Annotated in this window: 16 protein-coding genes and 1 tRNA gene; 6 read left to right on the top strand and 11 right to left on the bottom strand. The window is 44.2% G+C overall.

The features are described from left to right. Nucleotides 1-21: 21 nt before the first annotated feature. Together QUA16_RS05865 and QUA16_RS05860 are read left to right on the top strand one after the other, a co-directional pair. On the top strand, nt 22-576 hold the full coding sequence (locus tag QUA16_RS05865; protein ID WP_015176151.1) for an NYN domain-containing protein: 555 nt from the start codon (nt 22-24) through the stop codon (nt 574-576). A gap of 107 nt (nt 577-683) precedes the next feature. Then, a tRNA-Asn gene (locus QUA16_RS05860) sits at nt 684-755 on the top strand. Nucleotides 756-902: 147 nt separating this feature from the next. Here QUA16_RS05860 and QUA16_RS05855 read toward each other — a convergent pair. The 3 genes from QUA16_RS05855 to QUA16_RS05845 form a co-directional block, all read right to left on the bottom strand. Then, nucleotides 903-2600: an NAD(P)/FAD-dependent oxidoreductase gene (locus QUA16_RS05855; RefSeq protein WP_333103434.1), complete on the bottom strand. Its 1698-nt coding sequence runs from the start codon at nt 2598-2600 to the stop codon at nt 903-905. 105 nt (nt 2601-2705) lie between these two features. Beyond that, nucleotides 2706-2930 carry a hypothetical protein gene (locus tag QUA16_RS05850; RefSeq protein ID WP_333103435.1) on the bottom strand — a complete coding sequence of 75 codons (225 nt, stop codon included), beginning with the start codon at nt 2928-2930 and terminating at the stop codon, nt 2706-2708. A 67-nt stretch (nt 2931-2997) separates the two neighbouring features. Further along, nucleotides 2998-3741 carry a hypothetical protein gene (locus QUA16_RS05845; protein ID WP_333103436.1) on the bottom strand — a complete coding sequence of 248 codons (744 nt, stop codon included), beginning with the start codon at nt 3739-3741 and terminating at the stop codon, nt 2998-3000. A gap of 493 nt (nt 3742-4234) precedes the next feature. Between QUA16_RS05845 and QUA16_RS05840 the strand changes: the two genes are divergently transcribed. Continuing rightward, entirely contained in the window at nt 4235-10165 is a 5931-nt protein-coding gene (locus QUA16_RS05840) for an AAA family ATPase (RefSeq protein ID WP_333103437.1), read from the top strand. A 363-nt stretch (nt 10166-10528) separates the two neighbouring features. On the opposite strand, the gene QUA16_RS05835 is transcribed toward QUA16_RS05840, so the two are convergent. From QUA16_RS05835 to QUA16_RS05825, 3 genes are all read right to left on the bottom strand, one after another. Then, nucleotides 10529-11716, bottom strand: a complete 1188-nt coding sequence (locus QUA16_RS05835; protein ID WP_333103438.1) for a glycosyltransferase family 2 protein — start codon at nt 11714-11716, stop codon at nt 10529-10531. 705 nt (nt 11717-12421) lie between these two features. After that, nucleotides 12422-14053, bottom strand: a complete 1632-nt coding sequence (locus QUA16_RS05830) for a polysaccharide biosynthesis protein (protein WP_333103439.1) — start codon at nt 14051-14053, stop codon at nt 12422-12424. Nucleotides 14054-14620: 567 nt separating this feature from the next. Continuing rightward, entirely contained in the window at nt 14621-15901 is a 1281-nt protein-coding gene (locus QUA16_RS05825; RefSeq protein ID WP_333103441.1) for a PilT/PilU family type 4a pilus ATPase, read from the bottom strand. A gap of 281 nt (nt 15902-16182) precedes the next feature. Here QUA16_RS05825 and QUA16_RS05820 point away from each other — a divergent pair, with 281 nt between their 5' ends. Next, complete coding sequence (locus QUA16_RS05820; protein WP_333103442.1) at nt 16183-17352, top strand: DUF58 domain-containing protein; 1170 nt, start codon at nt 16183-16185, stop codon at nt 17350-17352. 218 nt (nt 17353-17570) lie between these two features. Further along, the gene (locus QUA16_RS05815; RefSeq protein WP_333103443.1) at nt 17571-18026 is read left to right on the top strand and encodes a TerB family tellurite resistance protein; all 456 of its coding nucleotides are present in this window, start codon (nt 17571-17573) and stop codon (nt 18024-18026) included. Between the two features lie 27 nt (nt 18027-18053). Here QUA16_RS05815 and QUA16_RS05810 read toward each other — a convergent pair whose 3' ends face one another. From QUA16_RS05810 to QUA16_RS05800, 3 genes are all read right to left on the bottom strand, one after another. Continuing rightward, nucleotides 18054-18797 carry a zinc-dependent metalloprotease family protein gene (locus tag QUA16_RS05810; protein ID WP_333181050.1) on the bottom strand — a complete coding sequence of 248 codons (744 nt, stop codon included), beginning with the start codon at nt 18795-18797 and terminating at the stop codon, nt 18054-18056. A 115-nt stretch (nt 18798-18912) separates the two neighbouring features. Next, nucleotides 18913-19515: a TerD family protein gene (locus QUA16_RS05805; RefSeq protein ID WP_333103445.1), complete on the bottom strand. Its 603-nt coding sequence runs from the start codon at nt 19513-19515 to the stop codon at nt 18913-18915. A gap of 150 nt (nt 19516-19665) precedes the next feature. Next, nucleotides 19666-20292: a TerD family protein gene (locus QUA16_RS05800; RefSeq protein ID WP_333103446.1), complete on the bottom strand. Its 627-nt coding sequence runs from the start codon at nt 20290-20292 to the stop codon at nt 19666-19668. 121 nt (nt 20293-20413) lie between these two features. Between QUA16_RS05800 and QUA16_RS05795 the strand changes: the two genes are divergently transcribed. After that, nucleotides 20414-21739: a transposase gene (locus QUA16_RS05795; protein ID WP_333103447.1), complete on the top strand. Its 1326-nt coding sequence runs from the start codon at nt 20414-20416 to the stop codon at nt 21737-21739. A gap of 294 nt (nt 21740-22033) precedes the next feature. On the opposite strand, the gene QUA16_RS05790 is transcribed toward QUA16_RS05795, so the two are convergent. Together QUA16_RS05790 and minE are read right to left on the bottom strand one after the other, a co-directional pair. Further along, entirely contained in the window at nt 22034-22243 is a 210-nt protein-coding gene (locus QUA16_RS05790) for a hypothetical protein (RefSeq protein WP_333181048.1), read from the bottom strand. A 117-nt stretch (nt 22244-22360) separates the two neighbouring features. Beyond that, a complete protein-coding gene (gene minE, locus QUA16_RS05785) occupies nt 22361-22756 on the bottom strand; it encodes a cell division topological specificity factor MinE (protein ID WP_445252146.1) in 396 nt (131 codons plus the stop codon). Nucleotides 22757-23041 lie beyond the last annotated feature (285 nt).

Here is a 23041-nt window from a genome sequence, read left to right as displayed (position 1 = left end):
GGAGCTCTTCAGCCTTGAACCATGTCACTCTATGTATCACAAGCAGTTTTACTTGTAGACGGCTATAACATAATTGGACTTTGGCCTCGACTCCGAGAGAAGCGCGATCGCGACGAACTCGAAACAGCTCGCCGCGAGTTGATTGAGGTTTTAGTTAACTACAGCGCCGTTCAAGATTTTGAGGCTCGACTGGTGTTTGACGCGCACTATCGAGATACTCCCGGCGTTAAAGAAATTATTACTAAAAATTTATCGGTGCACTACACTGACTTCGGTCAGACAGCAGATACTTATATTGAAAAATCTTGTGCTAGTTTGCGCTACGAGTTGCGATCGGTCAAAGGCAAAGGCCGCATGATTGTCGCCACCTCAGACCGAGCGCAGCAATTGACCGTAGTCGGCTACGGTGCCGAATGGATGTCCGCCGAACAACTAGCGGCTGACGTAGAATCCACCGCCCGCCGCAGCGAGCGCCGGCACAAATCTCGCAAACAAAATTCCAGTCGCTTTCTCGCCAGTTCCCTCGATCCAGAATCCCAGCAGCGCCTCGCCAAGTTGAGAATGGGGCTGCATTAGCTGCTGAAACCCGCTCGCTGTCTGATAAAAAAAAAGTTTCTCAAAGGCCTTGCCAAATCGAGGAAGTTCAGCTATTGTTAGTAAATGTGGGTAACAAAAACACCCAATCCTCGGTAGCTCAGTGGCAGAGCGGTCGGCTGTTAACCGATTGGTCGTAGGTTCAAATCCTACCCGGGGAGTTACAAAAAATCAGAAGTTGGAATTTTCCACCTTCTGATTTTTTCTGTTTAAGAACAGAATACGCAGAACCCCAGAAGAAAACTCACTCTTTGTGGAACAGGCATCTTGCCTGTTCTTGAGAATCGCACAAAGACCTAAGTTCACTTCTAATCTCTGTGAGTGTGAATTAACTCGCCTTCCATAGGTATGGAAATATTCAATTTAGACAACTCCGGGTTCAATACGGCCTTGACAATACCAGAACTCACCATAACTTCCAAACAACCAAGGGCTTGATGAAGTGCAACTCGTGCGTGTTGCACAGAAAAACGTTCCTTAAACACTAACACCAACTGCCGGTAAATTTGTTCAATGTACTGAGTGCGGCCCAAAATGTCAATCAGCAAACCATATAAACCTGTAACAGGCAAGCGCTGACCGTTCTTCACATAACACTTGATCTTGCTAATTTGACCAGCATCATAAACAGCTACAAACTCGACTTCCGCATCCAATAAATCTAACTGAAACACATTGTATGCCGAAAGTAGCCAAGGAGCCTCCTGCTGCGAGAAGCGCTGCATCACCTGCTTAATTGAACTCAACTCAACTCCAGCAATCACAGCTTGACCCAAAATATCATTAGTAAATCCCCCTTGAGCCAACCACTGAAAAGCTTTTTCCGGGCTTAAATTCAACCCCGAATCCCGCGCAATTTCCCTTGAATGTTCTTGTAAATCAGTGAATTGACCGTTAGCAGCGTACCAGTAATCGGCGAACCGAATGTGCTGTTTAACTCTGCTTCGCTGATTGTGGTCGTATTGAGATTTAAGCCAGTTGCTGTCGTGTTTCTGCTGCTCTAATGCCAAAATCGTGTAAGCCAATTCACGAGCGCCGGTATGAGCTAAAGTCATGCCCGCCGCTAAAATCGGGTCAGCAAAACCCGCAGCTTCACCCACCAAAAACCAATTTTCTCCAACTGTTTTATCAGCCAAAAATGACCAATCTTTTGTAGTTTCAATCTTTCCCGTACTGGTAGCATTAGCGATTAACTTGCTGATGCGGGCTTCGCTGTTGAGGGCTTCGGAATATATCTCCTCTGGCCGCTGTTTCATTTGCTTGTAATGTTCCGCAGGGCAAATAAAGCCGATACTGGTGCGAGTTGCGCCCAAGGGAATAAACCAAATCCACCCGTGACTCAAACTCATCACCTGTACGCGGGTGCCACCAACGCCAATTTCATCGGCCCATTCAGCGTTTGTCCAGTAGTCCCAGATAGCGATATTTTGCAACCGCGTCGGGCAGTGTGTTTCAATGCCTAACACTCGCCGCAGTACGCCGATGTGGCCGGAGGCATCGATGTAGTAGCGGGCTGTTATTTGTTCTTGCCGCAGTTGCAGGGCGGTAATGCGCTCGCCCTCTGTATCTACTTTAACAACGGGTGTTTCTTCTCTTACTAAGCATCCCATTTCTTCCGCGTGACGCAGCAAAATTTCGTCATATTTTGCTCGATCGACTTGGAAAGCAGTTTGCCGTCTCTGTCCCTCAAATTTAGCAGGACGCCGCTCATCTTTAAACTGTTCAGGCTTGATAAAATTAAAATCCCAAGGATGCGGATCTGTTCCCCAGCGATAGGTAGCACCGATTTTAATTGGGAAGTCTGCTGCTTCTACTTTGTCCCAACATCCCATTTCTTGAAGCACATCACTAATTTGAGGCAATTGACTTTCCCCAACGTGATCGCGAGGGAATTTTTCTTTCTCTACGATTAGCACGCTCAGATTGGGATTATATTTCTTTATCAGAGTGCCAGCAGTGCTCCCAGCGGGACCGCCGCCCACAATTACAACGTCGTAATGGCTCATATCCAATAGAGATAGTAGATGCTAATTTTGGGAATTGACGAGACAAAGGTATGACTGTTCAGCCTCGTCGGAATGAGCGAGGCTGAAATTTGTTTGCAACAGGTTTTATCCGACGGCTAGTTTTTCCTCTTCCGGGATATGAGAAGTGTGGGAAATATCCAAATTCTCAGTCCAACTATGAGCAATATCTAAATTCTCAGTCCAAGTATGAGCAATATCCAAATTCTCAGTCCAAGTATGAGCGATGTCCAATTTCTCAGTCCAAGTATGGATAAGAGTCGGTGCGAGTTCATCGAGCGCAGTTGAAGAATTGCTGTTAACTTCTGACATTATGAGTCTCCTTGTAAGTAATAAATTTTGTCTGGTTCTAAGAGTTGAAAATTTTACATCGGGTAAGCTATGCAGCTTTTAAAGGTTGCAAAATCTCGCGAGGTTTGGCAAAAGGTTGCTCAAAGCTATGCGTTTTTGCATAAACCAGAAGCTCAGCCGTCAGTTCTGTGAAAACTTCAAACAAGTTCTCAACTATCTCAAAAGCCTCTTGACGGCTTTCAATAGTCAGTTGTATTGTTTCGCTGAATCGCCTCTGCTGAGGTAAATCCTTACTGTGGTTGTTTTCCACCTCCAAATGAAAGCAGCCAAAATAAAGAAGCTCCTTTTGAGTAATTGTTCGCAGTTCTTCGGCAATTGGTGCTGCCGTTGACAAGAACACATTACCAGTTGCTTCTATCACTTCCAGGATTGCTAACTTAGCGATCGGACTGGCCCCAAAAGCGGAGCGAAAAATTTGATGTGATACCCACCGCGAAGCTTTAGCTTCTTCATTCCAGAGAAAATTTAAAGCATCACTGAACTTAACCGCTTTGTTAATACCCAGTGTTTCCAAATCTTCCAAAAACCACAACCAGTGATGATCGTCTTCATAAGTATGATTGTTAACTATTACCTGAAGAGGATCATTGGTTGGTTCTTCTCGGAACACATACTTGTTAAATTCACCAAAACTCATCACGAAAGGAGCAATGCAGGGAGCGAAAGCTAGGCGTTGTCTTGGGTTTATACTTTTGTCTCGCATAAACTCAAATAGCCCAGATTTAGCAAATTCGTGCTTCTTCTTTTCAATCAATGCTAGGACTTCTTCCATGGGGATGCACCTGATGATGGCAACATGGTAGCAAGTTGATCATTCTCAATCTATGATCTGAATCATGCTTGTTTATGATGCAGGTCATATTAGATTGTATTGTCGATCGCCTAAACCAATGTTTTCCAGCCCCGGGCGTCCCATTTTTTCTTGGTGACAAGGCTCAAAGCTAGAGCTAAACCTTGAAGTTATAGGGATCAGTCTGTCATGTGTGCGATCGGCATCACAGAATTTGTTACAATATTGCAATCAATTCGGTGAGGTGTCAGACCGTACATGATTAAGTCGGAGTTCAAACCAGATGTTCGGCTGTCCGTCCGGGCACTTTCAAAGTTTAGGCATCACGCTATCTAAAAAATCCCTGAGTAATTACTGATATTTTAAAGTATCCCCAATTACCCCATTTACAAAAAATACTTAAGTACGATCCGCCCGCGCTCCGATCGATATCAAGCGCAATGTTAACCCAAAACTTCGTCACAGAATAAAAACCATGAATGCACTTCCCGGTTACAAAATCACAGAAGTTGTTCAACTTGGTGTGAAGTCCATCATTTATCGCGCAGTCAGGGAATCTGATCGAGCGTCAGTCATTATTAAAACACTCAATACTGAGTACCCCACAATAGAAGAAATTACCCGTTTGAGACATGAATACAAAATTAGCTCGAATCTCCAACTCGAAGGGATTGTCAAACCCCATAGCTTAGAAAAATATAAAAACAGTTTCGCCCTGATCTTAGAAGATTGCGGCGGTCAATCTCTCCGACACCATCTCGCGGGTAAAAATATTAAAATTCAGAAGTTTTTGCCGCTGGCTATTCAAGTGGCTCAAACTCTCGGAGAAGTGCATCAAAACCAGATTATTCATAAAGATATAAAACCATCAAATATTATCATTACCCCAGATTTTCAACAAGTAAAAATCACCGACTTTAGCATGGCAACGCGCCTATCTAGAGAAGTCCACCAAAATAGCAATACCAGCGTGCTAGAAGGCACTCTAGCCTATATATCCCCAGAGCAAACTGGTCGGATGAACCGAGACCTCGACTACCGAACTGACTTGTACTCTCTAGGCATCACCTTTTATGAAATGCTGACCGGAGAGTTGCCTTTTAATTCAACCGACCCGCTAGAATTAATTCACAGCCACATTGCGGTGACGCCAGTTCCTCCCCATCAACTAAACAATGAAGTCCCGCAGATAATTTCATCTCTTGTCATGAAACTATTAGCTAAAAATGCGGAAGACCGATATCAAAGTGCCTTTGGAGTAAAAGCAGACCTGGAAAATTGTCTAACTCAGCTACAAACTACTGGCAAAATAGAAAATTTCATTCCAGGGACACTTGACAAATGCGGTCAATTTTTGATTACCCAAAAACTCTACGGCCGCACACAAGAAGTCGCTGATTTGATGGCATCATTCGAGCGAGTCAGCTTTGGTAAAACAGAGATGGTGTTGGTAAGCGGTTACTCAGGCATTGGCAAAACCTCAGTTGTCAGTGAAATTCACAAACCAATTGTCAGGCAGCGGGGTTATTTTATAGCTGGCAAGTTTGACCAATTTAAGCGAGATATTCCTTATGCTGCACTGACTCAAGCCTTTGAGTCATTGATGCAGCAGTTATTAACAAAAAGCTCAGACGAGTTGGCAATTTGGAAAGAAAAGCTTTTGTCGAGGCTAGGTCAAAACGGTCAAATTATTATTGATGTTGTCCCTTCTGTCGAACTAATAATTGGTTCGCAGCCTGGTGTTCCACAATTGGGGCCGACAGAATCTCAAAATCGCTTTAATCGATTGTTCAAAGAATTCTTGAAGGTGTTTGCCCAAACAGAACACCCCTTAGTTCTATTTCTGGATGATTTGCAGTGGGCAGATTTAGCTTCCTTAAAATTGATTCAGGAATTAGTTACTGACCAGGATAGCCGATATTTTTTAGTGATAGGGGCCTATCGAGATAACGAAGTAAATTCGACTCATCCGTTAGTTCAAACTGTCGATAAAATTCAACAGACTGGTGCTGATGTGCATCACATTATCCTCCCATGTTTAGATTTGAGCAGCGTCACTGAGCTAGTATGCGATACTTTGGGTAATCAAACTGAAAAGTTAAAGTTTTTGAGCGAGTTAATTTTTAATAAAACTGGCGGAAATCCATTTTTTATAACTCAACTTCTTTCAACTATTCACTCAGAACAAATGTTAGTTTTTGATTTCCCTGTTGGTGCATGGCAGTGGGACATCACGGAAATTGAAGCCGCTGGCATTGCAGATTACAGTGTCGTTGAATTAGTTGCTCGGAATCTTCAACAACTGCCGGAGGAGACGCAGCAAGTATTAAAATTAGCGGCTTGTATGGGCAACCGTTTTAATTTAGAAAATTTGGCAATTGTTAGAGAAAAATCCGGTTCTGAAACGGCGGCTGATTTATGGGATGCACTTCAAGCTGGTTTAATTTTGCCAATGAGCGATGCTTACAAAATTCCGATGCTTGATGAGGAAATCGTGAAAACACACGGGAGGGGTGGGAGGCCCATCCCACAAAACAATCAAAATCATCCCGCAATTATGCAACGCTCAATTGATTACAGGTTTTTGCACGATCGCGTACAGCAAGCCGCCTATTCTCTCATCCCTGACTCCCAGAAAAAACAAACCCACTTAAAAATCGGCTCCCTGCTATTGCAGGGTGGGCACGGGGGCACCGCCCCTACGGCATCGGAAATAGCAGAAAATATCTTTGATATTGTCAACCAACTCAATATCGGGGTGGAATTTATCACAAATGATGAACAGCGATATGAACTAGCTAACTTTAATCTCATAGCAGGCAAAAAAGCTAAGAGTTCTGCCGCCTATGAAGCAGCACTCAAATATTTTAATGTAGGTCTAGAACTTCTACCAGAACAAGCTTGGCAGAGTCACTACGATTTAATAATGGAACTCCATACCGAAGCGCTGGAATCGTCCTATATAAATACCGATTTTGAGCTAGCGTTCCAGTTATCAGAAGTTATTATATTACGCGCCACAAATTTGCTCGAAAAAGTCAAGGTTTATGAGCTAAAAGTTAGTTTCTACTTCAATCAAAATCAATCCCAAGCTTCGCTAGATATAGCTCTAAAAGCTTTGAAAATGCTGGGAGTCTATCTCCCTCAAAAACCAACTAAATTAAATATTTTTATGGGGCTAATACGGACAAAATTAGCTGTGGGAAACAAACGGATTGAGGATTTAGCTGAGTTGCCACCAATGACTGACATTCATAAAATTGCGGCTATACGGATTTTAACGAATATGTGTCCGGCTGCTTCTGTAACAGCACCCGATATGTTCCCACTGATCTCCTTTAAGATGGTTATTCTTTCTCTTAAGTACGGGAATGCGCCGCTGTCTAGTCACGGGTATGGAAGTTACGGGCTGATTCACTGTGCAGTATTAGGTGATATGAATTCTGGATACCGATACGGTCAACTAGCCCTGGCACTTTTAGAACGATTCCACACCAACTTGCACAACTCTCAAGTTTCACTAACTTTTAATGGTTTTATCCGTCACTGGTCTGAGCAGGTCAGGGAAAGTCTTATCGGTTTACTTGAGGGTATTCAGAGCGGACTAGAAACGGGAGATATCAGTAATGCTTGTTATTGTGCGAGTTTTTACAGCAATTATATATTTTTGAGTGGCGAACCTCTGGATTCTGTGGAGACTAAGCAGAGTCAATATATTCAAATGTTGGTTAATTATCAGAATGAATCTATGATTTATAAAGCAAAAGTTGGGGCGCAAGTTGTCTTAAATTTGCAAGGTAAAACAAAAAATCCTTGCCTATTGACGGGCGAAAAGTTTAATGAAGAAACTATGCTGCCAGCATTAAGGGAGGGTCAAAATTATTTAGTATTATTTGTAGTGTTTTTGTATAAAACGTGGCTAAATTATATATTTAAAGATTATGCTATATCTGCTGAAAATGCGGTGACAGCATCAAATTATTCTGAGGGGGCGATGTCTACGATGTATGTTCCCATCCACAATTTTTACTATTCCCTAGCGCTCTTAGCTTTGTATCCCACAGCTTCAAAAGTCGAACAGAAAAAACATTTGAAAAAAGTTGCTTCGCTTCAGAAAAAAATGAAGCATTGGGCTTTGAACTCTCCGGGAAATTATCAGCACAAATATGACTTAGTAGAGGCAGAGAAAGCGCGAGTATTGGGACAATATGAAAAAGCGGCTCTGTATTACGATCGAGCGGTGACAGGATCCTCGAAGAATGAATACATCCACGAAGCAGCGCTAGCAAATGAACGGGCGGCAGAATTTTATCTAGCTAACGGTCGAAAAAAAGTGGCTGAGAGTTATCTGATAGATGCTTACTACGGCTATATTTACTGGGGAGCAACCGCCAAGGTAAAACATTTGGAGTCTGAGTATCCGATGTCTTTACCCCCTGCATCGGCGGCAAGACCCAGCGGCGATCGAACTATTACTAGCACTAATTATAGCACTAGCAGCAGTCACAGCAGTTTATTGGATTTGACAACTGTTGTTAAAGCATCTCAAGCACTAGCTAGTGAAATTGTGTTGGACAAGTTGTTAGAAAAGTTAATGAAAATGGCGATCGAGAATGCTGGGGCCCAAAAAGGTTTTCTCCTGATGCCCAAGAAAGGAAAATTGCGGATTAAAGCAGCGGCATCGGTGGAGTCTTCGGATGTTGCAGTTGAACAAGACCCTAGAGTATCTCCTGCAGAGGTTTTGCCAATAACGATGATTAATTATGTTGAAAAAACGCACTCTGATGTAGTTTTAAGTCAGGCTGCTAGGGAAGGTCTATTTACAGATGACCCCTATATTAAAAGGCAGCAAGTGAAATCTGCGCTTTGTACTCCTATTCTGAATCAAAGCAAACTCGTAGGCCTCCTTTATCTGGAAAATAATTTAGCTACTGAAGCGTTTTCTCCAACTAGGTTGGAGGTTTTAAAAATTCTTTCTTCCCAAGCTGCTATCTCTATAGAAAATGCCGTACTTGTTGCTAATTTGTCGGAGGCTAAGGAACAGTTGGAGGATTATTCGCGGACGCTGGAGGTGAGAGTAGAAGAGCGCACGCAGGAATTAAAGACTAAAGAAGCTAAGCTGCAAGAAGCTCAAAAACTGGCGCACCTCGGCAACTGGGAATTTGATTTGGAGGGGGATAAATTAACTTGGTCTGAGGAAGTATTCCGAATTTTTGGTCTTGACCCTAAACTACCAGAACCGACTATTTTAGAACACAGGAAGCAAATTCATCCAGATGACCTACAGTTGTGGTTAGAAGCCGTAGAGCAGATTAGTCGGTTAGGAAATCCTTGCGAGTTGGAATTGAGAATTTTGCGCCCTGATGGAGCTGTCAGATATATTTATGTTAAGGCGCAAGCTATTTTTGATGGCGGTAAGGTGATTAAGTTATTTGGGACGGTACAGGACATTACGGATCGCAAGTTAGCGGAGGATGCTTTGCGACTGTCTGAGGGGCAATTGAGAGAAAAAGCGACACAATTGGAAGTTACTTTGTCCGAATTACGCTCGACGCAGACTCAACTAATTCAAACTGAAAAAATGTCTTCTTTGGGGCAGTTGGTGGCGGGGGTTGCTCACGAAATTAATAATCCGATTAATTTCATTTATGGCAATGTTCTCCATGCTAACGATTATAGCTCGGATTTGCTGGGATTGATTGAGCTTTACCAGGAGTCTTATCCGAATGCTAATCCTGAGATTGTTGCTAAAACAGAAGATATTGACCTCGCTTTTATTCAAGAAGATTTGCCCAAAATTCTAAAATCAATGCAGGTTGGGGTCGATCGCGTTCGCAATATTGTGCTGTCGCTGCGGAATTTCTCACGCCTGGATGAAGCCGAGATGAAACCAGTGGATATTCACTCCGGGATTGATTCGACTCTCCTAATTTTGCAGCACAGGTTGAAAAAGGATGCAGTGGGACATGGGATTGAGGTAGTTAAAAAGTACGGTCAACTGCCGGAGGTAAATTGTTATGCTTCTGGGTTAAATCAGGTGTTTATGAATATTTTGAGCAATGCAATTGATGCGGTGGAGTTAGGAGTTGGGCGACCGGAGACAACTGCCAAACTAGAAAATCCTTTATCTCCAATCTTTGAGCGAAAGATTGAGATTCGGACTGAGGTATGCGACAAAAACTGGGTGAGAATTTATATTGCTGATAATGGTCGGGGGATGACGGAGGAAGTACGATCGCGAATATTTGACCCTTTCTTTACTACAAAACCTGTGGGCCAAGGTACCGGTTTAGGGTTGAGTATCAGTTATCAGATTGTAGTAGAGAAACACGGCGGGAAGCTAATGTGCTTTTCCGCGCCCGGTGAAGGGGCTGAGTTTGTGATTGAAATTCCCGTGAAGCAGTGAACTTTTTTTAAGTTTTTATATAAGTTTTTTTAACCGCCGATAAACACAGATGAACGCAGATACAATTCTATCTGCGTTCATCTGTGTTTATCGGCTGATATCAAATCCGTTAGCATCGGAATAGTAAGGATCGTCAATTAAATAATTTCCCTTTTTTCTTGTGGGATGGGCGTCCCGCCCGCCCAGAAAGGACGGGCGGGACGCCCATCCCACAACAAACAGGAAAAGTGGATTTTATTTAATTCTCATTCCTAAATTCGAGTTCACTGTTCACTCTCAACAGTCAACCGTCAACAGTCAACATCATTCCGGTGTTACCGGAAATGATATGATATCGGCAGTTAAAAATTCTCAATCTAAATATTAAACATCGCGTTCTGTCCGCACCCATTTAGTTTGCCGCTTCAGGAGAAAACCTAAATACAAAGGGATTTTCCAAAGGATGTAAAAAGGTACAGATAAAAGAGTTGAGCCAGAAATATTGGCACGCCCGAATTTTGCCCAAGCGCCGACAATGGAAACTAAAATCAGCAATCCTTGTACTGCTAACAAGACGGCTGGAATTGGAGATGTTCCCAAAATTGCTGCTAGTAAAGAGGTGGCAAAAGCAGCTAGCCAGATAGCGACTAACAGCGACAGGGGAGGGACTGACAAGTCGAGGGCGATCGCCAATAAGTCAAAACGTTTTTGCTCGACTGAAGCTGCTGTCAGTCGGGGAGTTTGAGTTAACAATGTCTGTATGTGACCGTGTTCCCATCTGGTTCTTTGACTTGTGGCTGCTTGCTGCTGCTGTGGCAAACACCCGGTGACGTTTGCTTCGGGGCAGAATACTGTTGGATGTCCGGCGATCGCCAAATCCAAACTCATCTGCATATCTTCAACAATATTGCTGCTTGCTAGGGAAACCGATCGAATTATCGACCAGGGAAAAGCCATGCCGGTTCCTGTGAGTAAGGATGGGAATCCTAACTGTTTTAATCCGCTGGGACGGACTAAATTTTTCACAAGAAATGCTAAAGCAGAAATGGAATCTTTCGGAGTAGGATTTGGTGGCTGTTCCATGAGATAAGTTGCTTGCACTGGCCTTTGTTCAGCAACTGCAACCCGGGCTAGTTTTTCTATAGAGTCTGGCTGACAGATGCAGTCTGCGTCAACCATGATGACTACTTCGGGGGGGTCTGATTCGATCGACTGCAAGCCAAAATCCAGCGCGTATCCTTTGCCCTTGCGTTGTGTGTCTTGGCGCTCGATCGCACTTGCACCGCAGTTACGGGCGATTTCTGCCGTGGCATCCGTGCAGTTGTCAGCAATCACTAACAGGCGGTCTTGAGGTTTTAGCTGTGGCAATATAGTGGAGATGGTGGCGGCAATTCCTGCAGCTTCGTTATAAGCGGGAATTAAAACTGCTACTTTGGGGCGGGGCGCTTTAGTTTCCGCTGTCTCGCCCTCGCCGGACAAGAAAGCTGCACTGCATTCTAGAAATAGAACTGCAACGGGAATGAGAAGGATCAGGGCGATCGCCCATAGCACAACATCAATCAATAGGAACATTAGCTGATTAATTTCCACAATTCTACTACCTTAATTTAATTTTATTTGTTGCGTTCATTGAGTTTATTTAATCTTATTGCACCTTTGTTAACTCACTGCGCCACGCTATCTAAAGTATCATCATATCATGCCCGCAAAAAATCACCATTCTCACATTTGTAGTGATGACGCTAGTCCTCCTAAAACTACTAGGACTAGCGTCCTCACTACAAATTAATTTGAGTGCGGTTGTGCGGTCGAAAATAATATCATCTCATGTCAATTATGACAATGTTAAATCACTGAATTTAATTAAACCTCAAACAAGCCCAGACTGGAGAAACCCGGTTTCTAAAAGAAACCCGGTTTCTAGGTGTTCTATTTTTAATCAACTAAACACTTAGTCGATGTTTAACATCAAATCCAGTTGCATCCGAAAATAAAATCGAGTCAAGAGTTAACACTCAACCATTCAGTTTTTCGACACCGAGTCAACTGTCAACTGTCAACTGTCAACTGTCAACTGTCAACTGTCAACTGTCAACTGTCAACTGTCAACTGTCAACTCTCAACTGTCAACAATCAACTGTCAACTGTCAACTGTTAACAATCAACTGTCAACTCTCAACAATCATTTCGCTCCTGCAACCGGAATTGATATAACTCATTCATCCCCTGTGGGTGGGCACTCAGGAAGCAATCTCCCAACTCAAAACTAAGTTCAAGCTACGCTGCATCGGGGATAGCCACAGGTTCAGATTTTTTGGTGGTGAACTGTGCGGGGGCCGCAAATTCTCTGAGATATCTCGACACGGATCGCAAATATCCCACTTCTGCTTGAATCAAATCCAGCGTAGAAAGACTCTCAACTAAGTCATCAAACTCATCTGCAGTAACTCCAGCACTGTGCAAGACTTCTTGGTTAAGTCGCCCGCAGATTCCTTGCAGGAGGAGTTCGATAATCTCGCTATAGTCAGCGATTTCCGTTCCGTAACCTTGCAATTTCTTGGGATTGATTCCCCACTGCAAAATCTTCAACAAGTCTTCGGGGGCACTCCACGCAAAAGAGGAAGCAATCACTTCTTTTTCCGCTGCGACAAGAGCGTGCTTGATTTGCACTTCGGGGAAATCTGGATCGATGATTAAGCTTTCCAGCTTCGACACTTGTTTATCTAACACGCCCAAAGAAAAAGGAGCTAATTCTACACTCACCATGTCGCCCGCATCGTTAACACTTCTAAAAGGATCTTCCAACACATTAATTAGGAGGTGAATGTCTGTAGGTTTTTTCCAGTCAAACTGTCCAAGGAAAAAGGGTTCTTCGTATCCCGGCAAAAGTCCTTGAAAATAAATCGGCAGATTTTTGCCTGATTCAAGAATTTTATAAAGAGCTACTTCCAAGGTTTCTGTCGGCCAACCGAGATTACTTACGGCAACAAATTTCAGTTTTCCGGGAACGGAAACAATCAGAGAATTCAGCAATAAATGTACGGCTTCAAAAAGATTTTGAGCAGTTACGTAGCGGTGGGGAGCGTGAACGTTGACAGTTTTACCTTGCTCTACTTTTTTGGACATTTGCTCGCAGAACAAGCTATTTTCCAACATATGAGTAAAGCGAACCATCCCGTAAGTCACATCTCCTTCTTGAGCTGCTTTGGCAAATTGCCATTCGGCAAACTTCTTCGAGGCGGCGTAAACTTCGGTTGTAAAATATCGAGATGTTTTGCCTGTAGAAGAGAAGATGCAGTGTTCTACGCCGTATTCTTCGCAGAGTTGGATGATGTGTTTACATCCTAACAGGCTGGTTGTAACTGTTTCTCGGATTTTGATTTCAGCTAGTCCGGGTTGGCGTTGGGCTGCTAGGTGAAAAACAATTGCTGGTTTTTCTACCTCAAATATGTGTTTGAGCGCGTCGAGGTTGCGAATGTCGGTGGCATAGAAAGTTACAGCACCAACTCTTGTAAAAAGCGGGAGATTTTCTTCGGGGTTTGCACATCGGGCGTTGTCTGCGGAAATGATTTTAGTTGCGCCTAATTCGAGGAGTTTTGCGATTAAGAAACGACCGACACATCCTTCTCCACCGGTGATGAGGATGGTTTTTCCTTTGATTTTGCTGCTGCAGGCGGATGCGTATAGGTGAATAGTGCGACCGCGCACGTCGCTAAAAGGTTCGCTTTCTAATTGTCCGTCGGCTTGATAGGCTGCGATTAGCTGTGCGGTGAGAGTTTGTAAGGCCGCGAGGATTTCTGGATCTTGGGGTTCCGGGGAACCGGGGGGAACTAGCTGCTGGATGCGCTCAATTATTTCCGCTTTGCTGGCACCTTCAAACACTTCTCTTTGGTTAAATGCACTCTTCACTTTTTTTTCTCCTTTAAATTCTAGAAATACCGCTGCTGATAAGCGCGTTGTTAAACAAATTATCGAGGAACCGAATCTTTAAAAGTCTGCTTGGTTTTAGGATTTTTTCGACGGAAAGCTACTTAATTGGAAAGACACGCGAGCGGCTCTGCTTGTACTTTTATTAAGCGCTTTTTTAACCTGCTTACTTCTGCCATCGGCAAATATCGGCACAGTAGGAATGTTCTCTGTCCAAAATTGGTCACTACAACTATATACTTAAATTGCTGAGTGTTGGCAATACTCCGAAGATATCTTTACTATTTCTTTGCAATAACCTGCGAGTTTTCACGCAATTTTAAAGTTTATGTAAAGTAGGGTCTAGGTTTAAAAAACTTAACAATACACTCGGCATTGATTATAGCATTTTACTATTTAATTAAAATGTATTTTTTGTTACTTACTAAAGGGAGATTTTAAGTAAAAATACGCATAAAAGCCCTCATCAAATATTTTCGTCTGCTGAAAATCTTGTTACTTGATGGGTGGGGTAGTCCTGCTGTGCCTACCCCTGTATGGGTGCTGCTACTAGGCGCGAACAATGCGTTCTTTTTTGCTGCCTTCAAAGCCACGAGCGTCCCCAACATCGTAGCCTCCGGTTCGCAAGCGACGGTCTAAATCGCTGGCTTCGGGAGAAGTTTTGGCTGCTTCTTCGATCGTCACTCTGCCTTCAAGCACGAGTTTGTAAAGACCCTGGTTAATAATCTGCATTCCTTCGTAAGTATCATGCTCCATTAATCGGAAAGCTTCATCATCAGCACCTTTCATCAAGTAATCGTGCATGGCAGGTGTATTCACCAAAATATCGTGAACTGCTACTCGACGGTTGTCAACTGTTGGCAGCAAAAGTTGGGCAATTACCGCCACTAAAGAATCGCAAATTTGAATCCGCATCGCCTGTTGTTCTTCGGGCGGGTAGAGGTTCAACAACCGATTGATAGCGTTAATGGCGCTGCGAGTGTGGAGAGTTCCCAATACTAAGTGACCAGTTTGAGCTGCTTGCAACGCTGTATTGATGGTAACGCGATCGCGCATTTCCCCGATCAGAATTACATCTGGATCTTCCCGCAAAACAGCCCGCAAAGCCTGCTGAAACTCGTGGGTATGCAAGCCGACTTCCCGCTGGCTGACCAAGCATTTTTTAGAAGGGTGAATGAATTCGATCGGGTCTTCAATTGTAACTACGTGCTTTTGCTCCATCTGATTGAGGTGGTCGATCATCGCAGCTACGGTTGTCGATTTCCCCGAACCGGTAGGCCCCGTAACCAATATTAATCCCTGCGATCGCAAAATGATATTTTTGAAAACTTCTGGCAACCTCAAGGAATCGATAGTAGGTATTTCCAAACTAATCAACCGCAATACTAGGGCCCCGCCGCTGAGGGAATCAAAACAGTTTAGCCGACACCGCACGAAGCCAGGGTAAAAAATTGCTGAATCTAATTCCTTGGTAGTTGCAAACTGTTTTCGCTGTTCGGGGGTGAGAATTTCGGCTAGGTAATTTTCAAAAATTTCTGGGGTTACTTTGGGGTGGTTAGTTGCTACTTGCATCACGCCCCGAATCCGAAATCGAGGTACTTGGCCGACTCGAATGTGAATATCGGAAGCGCTCGCTGCATGGGCATCTCTGACCATTTGTTCGATCGTACTGAGGGGTGTCTCCACAGACCGCTTCTGGGCTGCGGGGGGCGCACTCGGCGCTGGTGCAGGAGGTGGCGCGGGAGTTGCAGCCAAGGGCGGGGGCGGGGGCGGTGTTCGGCGGGCTTGAGCCTCTGGTCGAAGGGGTGTAGGATTGTTTAATGGGTTCATTTTTGGGTCTCCAGTCAATCGATTTTAGATTTTAGATTTTAGATTTTAGATTTACTCGACAGATTAATCTGCGAGCAGGAACTAGAGTCTAAAATTTGGGGATCGACCCTGACTGAGTGTCGGGGGCTTGTATCCGTTTTTTGGGGGGTCAATGTAGATTTATTGCGAAAAAATGCCCGATTTCTAATTTTATCGCTCGCAGCTAATTCGGTGTTAAATGCTGAGAATATTTTACAATTAGGCTTGATGGGGCGATCGAGTAATTAACAATTTAAACTCCTATGAACATCGGTCACAAAATCGCCGACTGGCTCGAAAATCGTGCTGTTACCCCTGCCTACGCGGGTTGGCTGCTGTCGGGGATGACGGTTTTCTTTTTTGGGTCGGCGACTAATACAATGTCTGGGTGGCTGTACGTGCTCAGCGGTGGGGGTTTAGCGCTGTTGGGAGTAGCTGCGGTTTTGCCGGGAAAATCGCTCCGTTCCTTGGAAGTCCGTCGCCGCCCGATCGAACCGGTGAGTGCGGGCGATCAAATCACCGTTGAACTAGAAATCGAAAATCGCGCCCGCCAACCTAAGACTCTGTTGCAAGTTATAGACATCTTGCCGTTTGTATTGGGAGAACCCGTCGCCCGCCCCATCGAAGTCATAGAGCCTAACAGTATATACAGGCATACATACTATCTGGAAGTCCGGCAGCGCGGCGTCTATCGCTGGCAAGAGGTAAACTTGAGGACGGCGGCACCTTTAGGGTTGTTTTGGTGCCGACGCAGCCGCCCAGTCAAAGCGGTGGCGGTTGTGTATCCACAAGTTTTGCCGTTGAGCACTTGTCCTTTGATCGATCGCATCGGTCAAGAAGACAGCCCGCAATTTTACAATCGCAGTCGATCGCAAACTGCCACAGAAGGTCTCACCCGCAACCTGAGACCTTACCGTCACGGAGACCCCACCCGCCTGATTCACTGGCGCACCAGTGCCCGCTACGGAGAACTGCGGGTGAGAGAGTTAGAAGTTGCAGCCGGGGGTCAAGAAATTATTATTGCTCTCGACAGCGCTGCGGCGTGGCAGCCAGAAGAATTTGAACGAGCCGTGACAGTAGCTGCGTCTCTTTACTTCTATGCTAGCAAGCGCCTGTTAAACGTCAAACTTTGGACTGCCGGGACTGGACTCGTATCGGGGAACCGGGTAGTTTTGGAAACTTTAGCGGCGGTTAATGCTGGGGAAGATGCGATCGATAATCGGTCGAAACTGCCGATAATTTGGTTGACTCAAAACTCTGCAAGTTTAAGCACTCTTTCCCCTGGCAGCCGCTGGGTGCTCTGGCCGTTGGCAACTGCTGAAACCGGCGACAAAACGTTAGTCAAACACGATTTACCGGGTTTGAAAATTCGCTCTGACCGACCGTTAGAACTTCAGTTACAAGATACTCTGGAAAGAGCGATTAATTATTAAGTAAGATAGACCACGAAAAAACCTGTGAAAGAGCGATTAGTTATGAAGATAGACTTGATTAATCTAAAACCTCAAGAACCATGATACACTACAGGAGTGTAATTCATCAACTTAAGGGTCTTACAGGGCCTGGCAATTGCTTGGCAAGTTAAGAGCAGCTTAGATTACTGTGACTCCGGTCATAAACATCATATCTCATTCACCAAACAGGAGAAAAAATGACTTTCTGGGAGAAATTAAAGCAGAACGTATCACAAATCAATGATTCTCTGCAAACCAATATTTCCAAGTTTAAAAACAATGATTTTGCTGATGCCTCAATGGCAATATGTGCATTGATTGCTGCTGCTGATGGCACTATCAATACAGAGGAAAGACAAAAAACGGCGGCTCTAATAATTTCCAATCAAACACTCCAAATTTTTCCGGCGTCGGAGTTGAAGCAAAAATTTGATTTTTATTGTGAGAAGCTATCACAAGACTTCGATTTTGGTAAAATTGAGGCTATCCAAGCGATAGGGAAACTTAATAAAAAACTAGACCAAGGTCGTGCCGTCATCCAAATTGGCATTATTATCGGTGGTGCGGATGGTAATTTTGACAAAGATGAAAAGAAGGTTGTCAAAGAAGCTTGCCATGCTGTAGGCATTAATCCTGGGGAATTCGATCTCTAAATTCAGCTATTTTATGGTTCTAGCCAATCAATTATTCAAGGCTTTATATCTGCGAATAGCATTGTTCATTGAGTTTATTTGCTCTGCGTGAAATGAGGGAGGCATTAAGCTATGAACAGTATGAACGAGTCCATTGTGCATGACATCGGTCGGAAGTGCAGAATGATCGAGTCCTAGTGTATGTCCTATTTCATGGGCAATGGTATTTGCAATTAAGTTAGATAGTTGATTGAGACTAAGGCTGGCATTGTAAGAAGCATAGAATACTTGATCAATCCGAATAATCGCCCGATCTGTAACCATTCCCGATTTGAAGCTAGCCACGCCGAGATAGTCAACCGGCTGGCTATCAACGAATATATAAACATGAGTAAAATCTTCGCCCCACTCTTTGCGATCGGGGGGATCGGATGTCAAAAATACCTTGACGCTTCTAAATGCGCCGTAGAGTTTGGAGAAAGCGTCCATCAGTAAGGAAAATATCGCTTCTTTATTTTCGGGTGCGACATCCATTCCTGATACATCTACCCAACTGCAACGGCGAAAATCGCTATCATTATCAATTAGAACTATTCCACAGGAAGGGCAAAACTCCCACTGAGGCTGGATACGGGAACGACAGCCCTGACAGCGGAGTTTGGGGGGTTTAGTCAGGTTTAGCCGTTGAGAGAGGGGGAGTTTTAGCTTGCGATTGTGTTTGGTTAGGTCTAGGCGATCGTACAGAGACATTGATTCAGTGTCTGATTCCAGCAAGTAAGTAGTAGGACACAATTAATTACACAAAAATTTGGGCTACAAGCCTTGTCTAGTAAAGAATCAGCAAAAAATCAGTGTGTAATTAATTCTGTCCAATTACTTATAAAGCATCTAGGTATTGAGCGAGTTGTTAAGCATAGGTTTTCACAAGTTCCTGTAACCCATTAACCTTAACACCGTTACCGATGGCTGCCATTTTCCACTCATTATTATGCTTGTAGATTTCTGCCATCAGCATCCCCGTCATGCCTTTGTATTCAGAACCTGATAGGTTGTATTTTGCGAGTTCTTGATTATTAGACGTATTAACCAAACGCACAAACGCATTTTGAACTTGTCCGAAGTCTTGCTTACGTGCCGTGCAATCGTAAATGTTAACTGTGAAAACCAGTTTTACAATTTCCGAAGGCATCCGAGATAAATCGATGAGTATTTGCTCGTCATCCCCGTCTCCCGCCCCTGTGCGATTATCACCTAGATGTGTAATAGCTCCTGAACGGTGGGAGAGATTGCTAAAATAAATGATGTTGGCATTATTATTCACTTTGCCATTTTGATCTAAACAAATCACTGAGGCATCCAAGTCATAATCTGGAGCACTGCTAAAAGCCCCAAACAAACCTCCACCGGAGCGTTTCGCCACATCCCACCCTAATCCGCACATCAGTTTTGTTAGCCCTGGCGCTTCTTTGGAAAGCGAGATGCGCTGTCCTTTTTGTAGGTTAATTCCCATGTGTTTTACCTTTTTATATCAAATCCGGTTGTATCGGAATTGTATGGACGGGGCGGGTTTATGAGATTGTTGGTTTTAGCCAAATATTGTCGGTGAACCCGCCCCTACGGAAGTCGATCGGATATAATTCCAAATTAAACGGAAATGATATTAGCTATAGCGATCGAGTAATGCTTGTAAACCACCTTGATAACCTGATCCCACTGCATTGAGACGCCACTCGCCGTCTTTCCGGTAGAGTTCGGCCATGATCAGTGCTGTCTCTATGGAATAATCTTCTACCAAGTCATAGCGAACAGCTTCCTGTTGTGTTTGGGCATTAACGATCCGCACGAAGGCATTTTGCACCTGACCAAAATTTTGATGGCGTTGCTGTGCTTCATGGATGGTTACAGTTACAAGAATTTTTTGGACATCATTAGGCACTTTTTTGAGGTTGATTTTGATAACTTCATCATCCCCCTCGCCCGCCCCCGTGAGATTATCTCCCAGGTGCTGCACTGATTTGTCGGGATCTGGACTTGTGAGATTGTTATAAAAAATGAAGTGGTTGTCAGAAATTAATTTTTCGTTAGCACCTAAGAGGAACAATGATGAGTCTAGGTCAAAGTCAGAACCCGTGTCTGTAGCTTTAACGTCCCATCCGAGTCCTATGAATACTTCTGAGAGACCGGGTGAAATTTTTTCAACTAAACCCAAAGGAGTCCCGCGCTCTACCTGTACCCAGGTGAGCGTCGGGAGGAATTGGCGTGAGCGAAGAGAGCCGCCCCGAACCAAACCGATGACTTTATGTGTCGGAAGGGTGAGGGGCGGTCGATGAGCGAACAGATGATTTTTACTACACCACTTGCTTTTGGTGTCTTCACGAGATAGAATTTTCCCAGAGTTCGTGAAAGTAATGCCTCAAATAATCACCGCCAAGTTAAAGCTAAACCTGAATGCCGAGCAAAAAGCTCTGGTGTCTCAGACTACCTTGGCTTATCGCGATGCCTTGAATCATACTTCGCGAGTTGCTTTTGATGCGAACAAAACCAGCAATGGCGCTAAGTTGCAAAAGGCTGTCTACAATGAATTGCGAGTTCGATTTGGACTCGGTGCTCAGATGGCTTGTAATGTACCAAGACAAGTTTCGGCAACTTACAAAACTCTCTGGACTAAAGTAAAACAATCTAACGATGGTATTGCTAAAGGGTACACCAAGAAACGGTACAAAGGACTAGACCAACCTCCTAAATATATCTCTCGAACCTGTACCTTAAATTATCAACGCGATTACTCGTTTAAATCCGAGCAAAGGGTGAGTATTATCACCCTAGCTGGTAGAATAGTAGTCTCGTATGAGGGCTACAACAAACATCTAGATTTGATTGCCAATGGTTCCAAGGTTGGAGCAGCTAAAATTGTCTATCAGCGTTCCTCTAAAGTTTACTATTTGATGGTAAGTATTGAGGTAGAAACCCCTGAACTCGACCCACTGAAAATAACCAGAATTTCTGGCGTTGACGTGGGAATGCGCTACTTAGCCGTAGAAACAGACTTACAAAACAAGTCTAAATTTTACTCTGGTTCAGAAGCTAGACATAAAGCCAACCGCTATCACAAAGCACGGATAACTCTTCAGCGTAAAGGCACTCGTTCGGCAAAGCGCAGGCTAATTGCTTTGTCGGGAAGAGAAAGACGGTTTATCGCTGATGTAAACCACCAGATCAGTAAGGATATTGCCAAACGTAACACCCTAATTGGACTAGAAAACCTCACCGGAATACGGGATAGAACCAAGTCCAATTCGGGCAAAAAGGCTAGCAGAAAACAGCGAAGAGCTAATCGAAATAAAGCTAAATGGTCGTTTGCCGAATTACACGGCTATATTGACTACAAAGCTAATTTGAACGGCTCTTTAGCTACTAAAGTCCCAGCTAATTATACCTCGCAAAGCTGTCCAAAATGTGGACACACCTCGGTAGCAAATAGACCTAAAAAAGGGCTATTGTTTCGCTGTGAATGTTGCGGGCACGAGCTTCATGCTGATTTGGTGGGTGCGCGAAATATTGCCATGAGAACGTTACTCGTCCGGCAAGACTGGGCGAGTACGGGGAGCTTGTCAGCATCCCCTAATGTGTCGGGCGGTGAAACTAAAGCTGAGATTCTGCAAAGATTCTCGGAATTGCGGTGGAGCTCAGATGCAAGCCCACGTCATAGCGGTACTCCGCTTGATGCTGGGTAGTTGACTCTTCCTCTTTATTAGAATTAGAAGTGGTTATGGAGGGAGGCGCGGACTGGAAAACTTTATTAAGTTTTTGCTGGAAATAGTTGGAGAATTTTAAATCTTAAATAATAAGAATATTAGCTAACTGTGCAGATGTCAATAGGGATTACAACTCTTAATTATTTTTTTTGTATGAGTACAAAGCAATCATGCCCTGCTTCCCACAGTTGTGTAATCTCAGCTTGGGTTATTGTGCTTGTGTATTTTGACAAACTCTCGCAACTTGGCTCTGTTTTGTGATGCAAGTGACCATTAGCAGGCCGTTTCCACAATGCCCTCCGATTGGAAGTCTCCTGTGATGCAATACCATCGACTTGTGGCGGCGATGGTGTTGTGACGGATTCCCAACTCTTGAGCAACTTCGATTTTCTTCATGCGATTTAACTCGATCGCTCGGATGACCTGATGAAGGAGGTATAACTGTACAGTTTGGGCCCAAAAGTCTGCGCGATCGCTCTGCAAAACTGGCCACTAATTTTAGTCTATTTTCTAACCGACGAAAGCGGTTGCTATAGTTTAATTTAAATGCCGATCGGCTCGAATCGAACTCTTTGCCTGACAATAAAAGCTCAATCCCTATCACTCCGTAGTGTCGGGGAGAATTTCGACTACATACTCCGGTACATATTCGGGTCGATTCTCTGGTCGATTCGGGGGCAAATTATCGGGCAAATTATCGGGCAAATTATCGGGCAAATTCCTCGGTGGAGGTTCGAGTCTGACTCGCCGGATCGGGAGATTTGCAATTAGTGCTGTGGCCCGCTGGTCGCTCTCCAGCGAAAACTCAGACCCGGTGGTATCGATTTCCACGTAGCGAGATACCACCTCTAGAATTTCTCGGCGCATCGACTCAACCATTTCGGGGCTGAGTTCTGAGCGATCGTGGGCTAGAACCAGTTTGAGGCGCCGTTTTACCTCGTCGCGGCTGTTGTCAGGGGTGCGCGGGAAAAGTCGTTCGAGAAGTGTGTGTATCATGGGTCGGGCTGATTTGTCAAGGGTTAGGCATAGAAAACGTTATACGATTTTCGATTTTCGATTTTCGATTTTCGATAGGGGAATCAGTGATTCCCGTCAGGTTTGGAGCTGGTCTACAGTTTCATTCTTTTTGGGAACTGGTGTCACTGGGGGAAATTTTGGGCTAGTTTTTGTGATGCGGTCGAGTTTCGATTTTCGATTTTCGATGGGGGAATCAGTGATTCCCGTCAGGTTTGGAGCTGGTCTACAGTTTCATTCTTTTTGGGAACTGGTGTCACTGGGGGA

This window comes from Microcoleus sp. S13_C3, from assembly GCF_036700905.1.
Classification (GTDB): Bacteria; Cyanobacteriota; Cyanobacteriia; order Cyanobacteriales; family Microcoleaceae; genus Microcoleus.
This window is presented reverse-complemented; position numbering and strand designations above follow the sequence as displayed.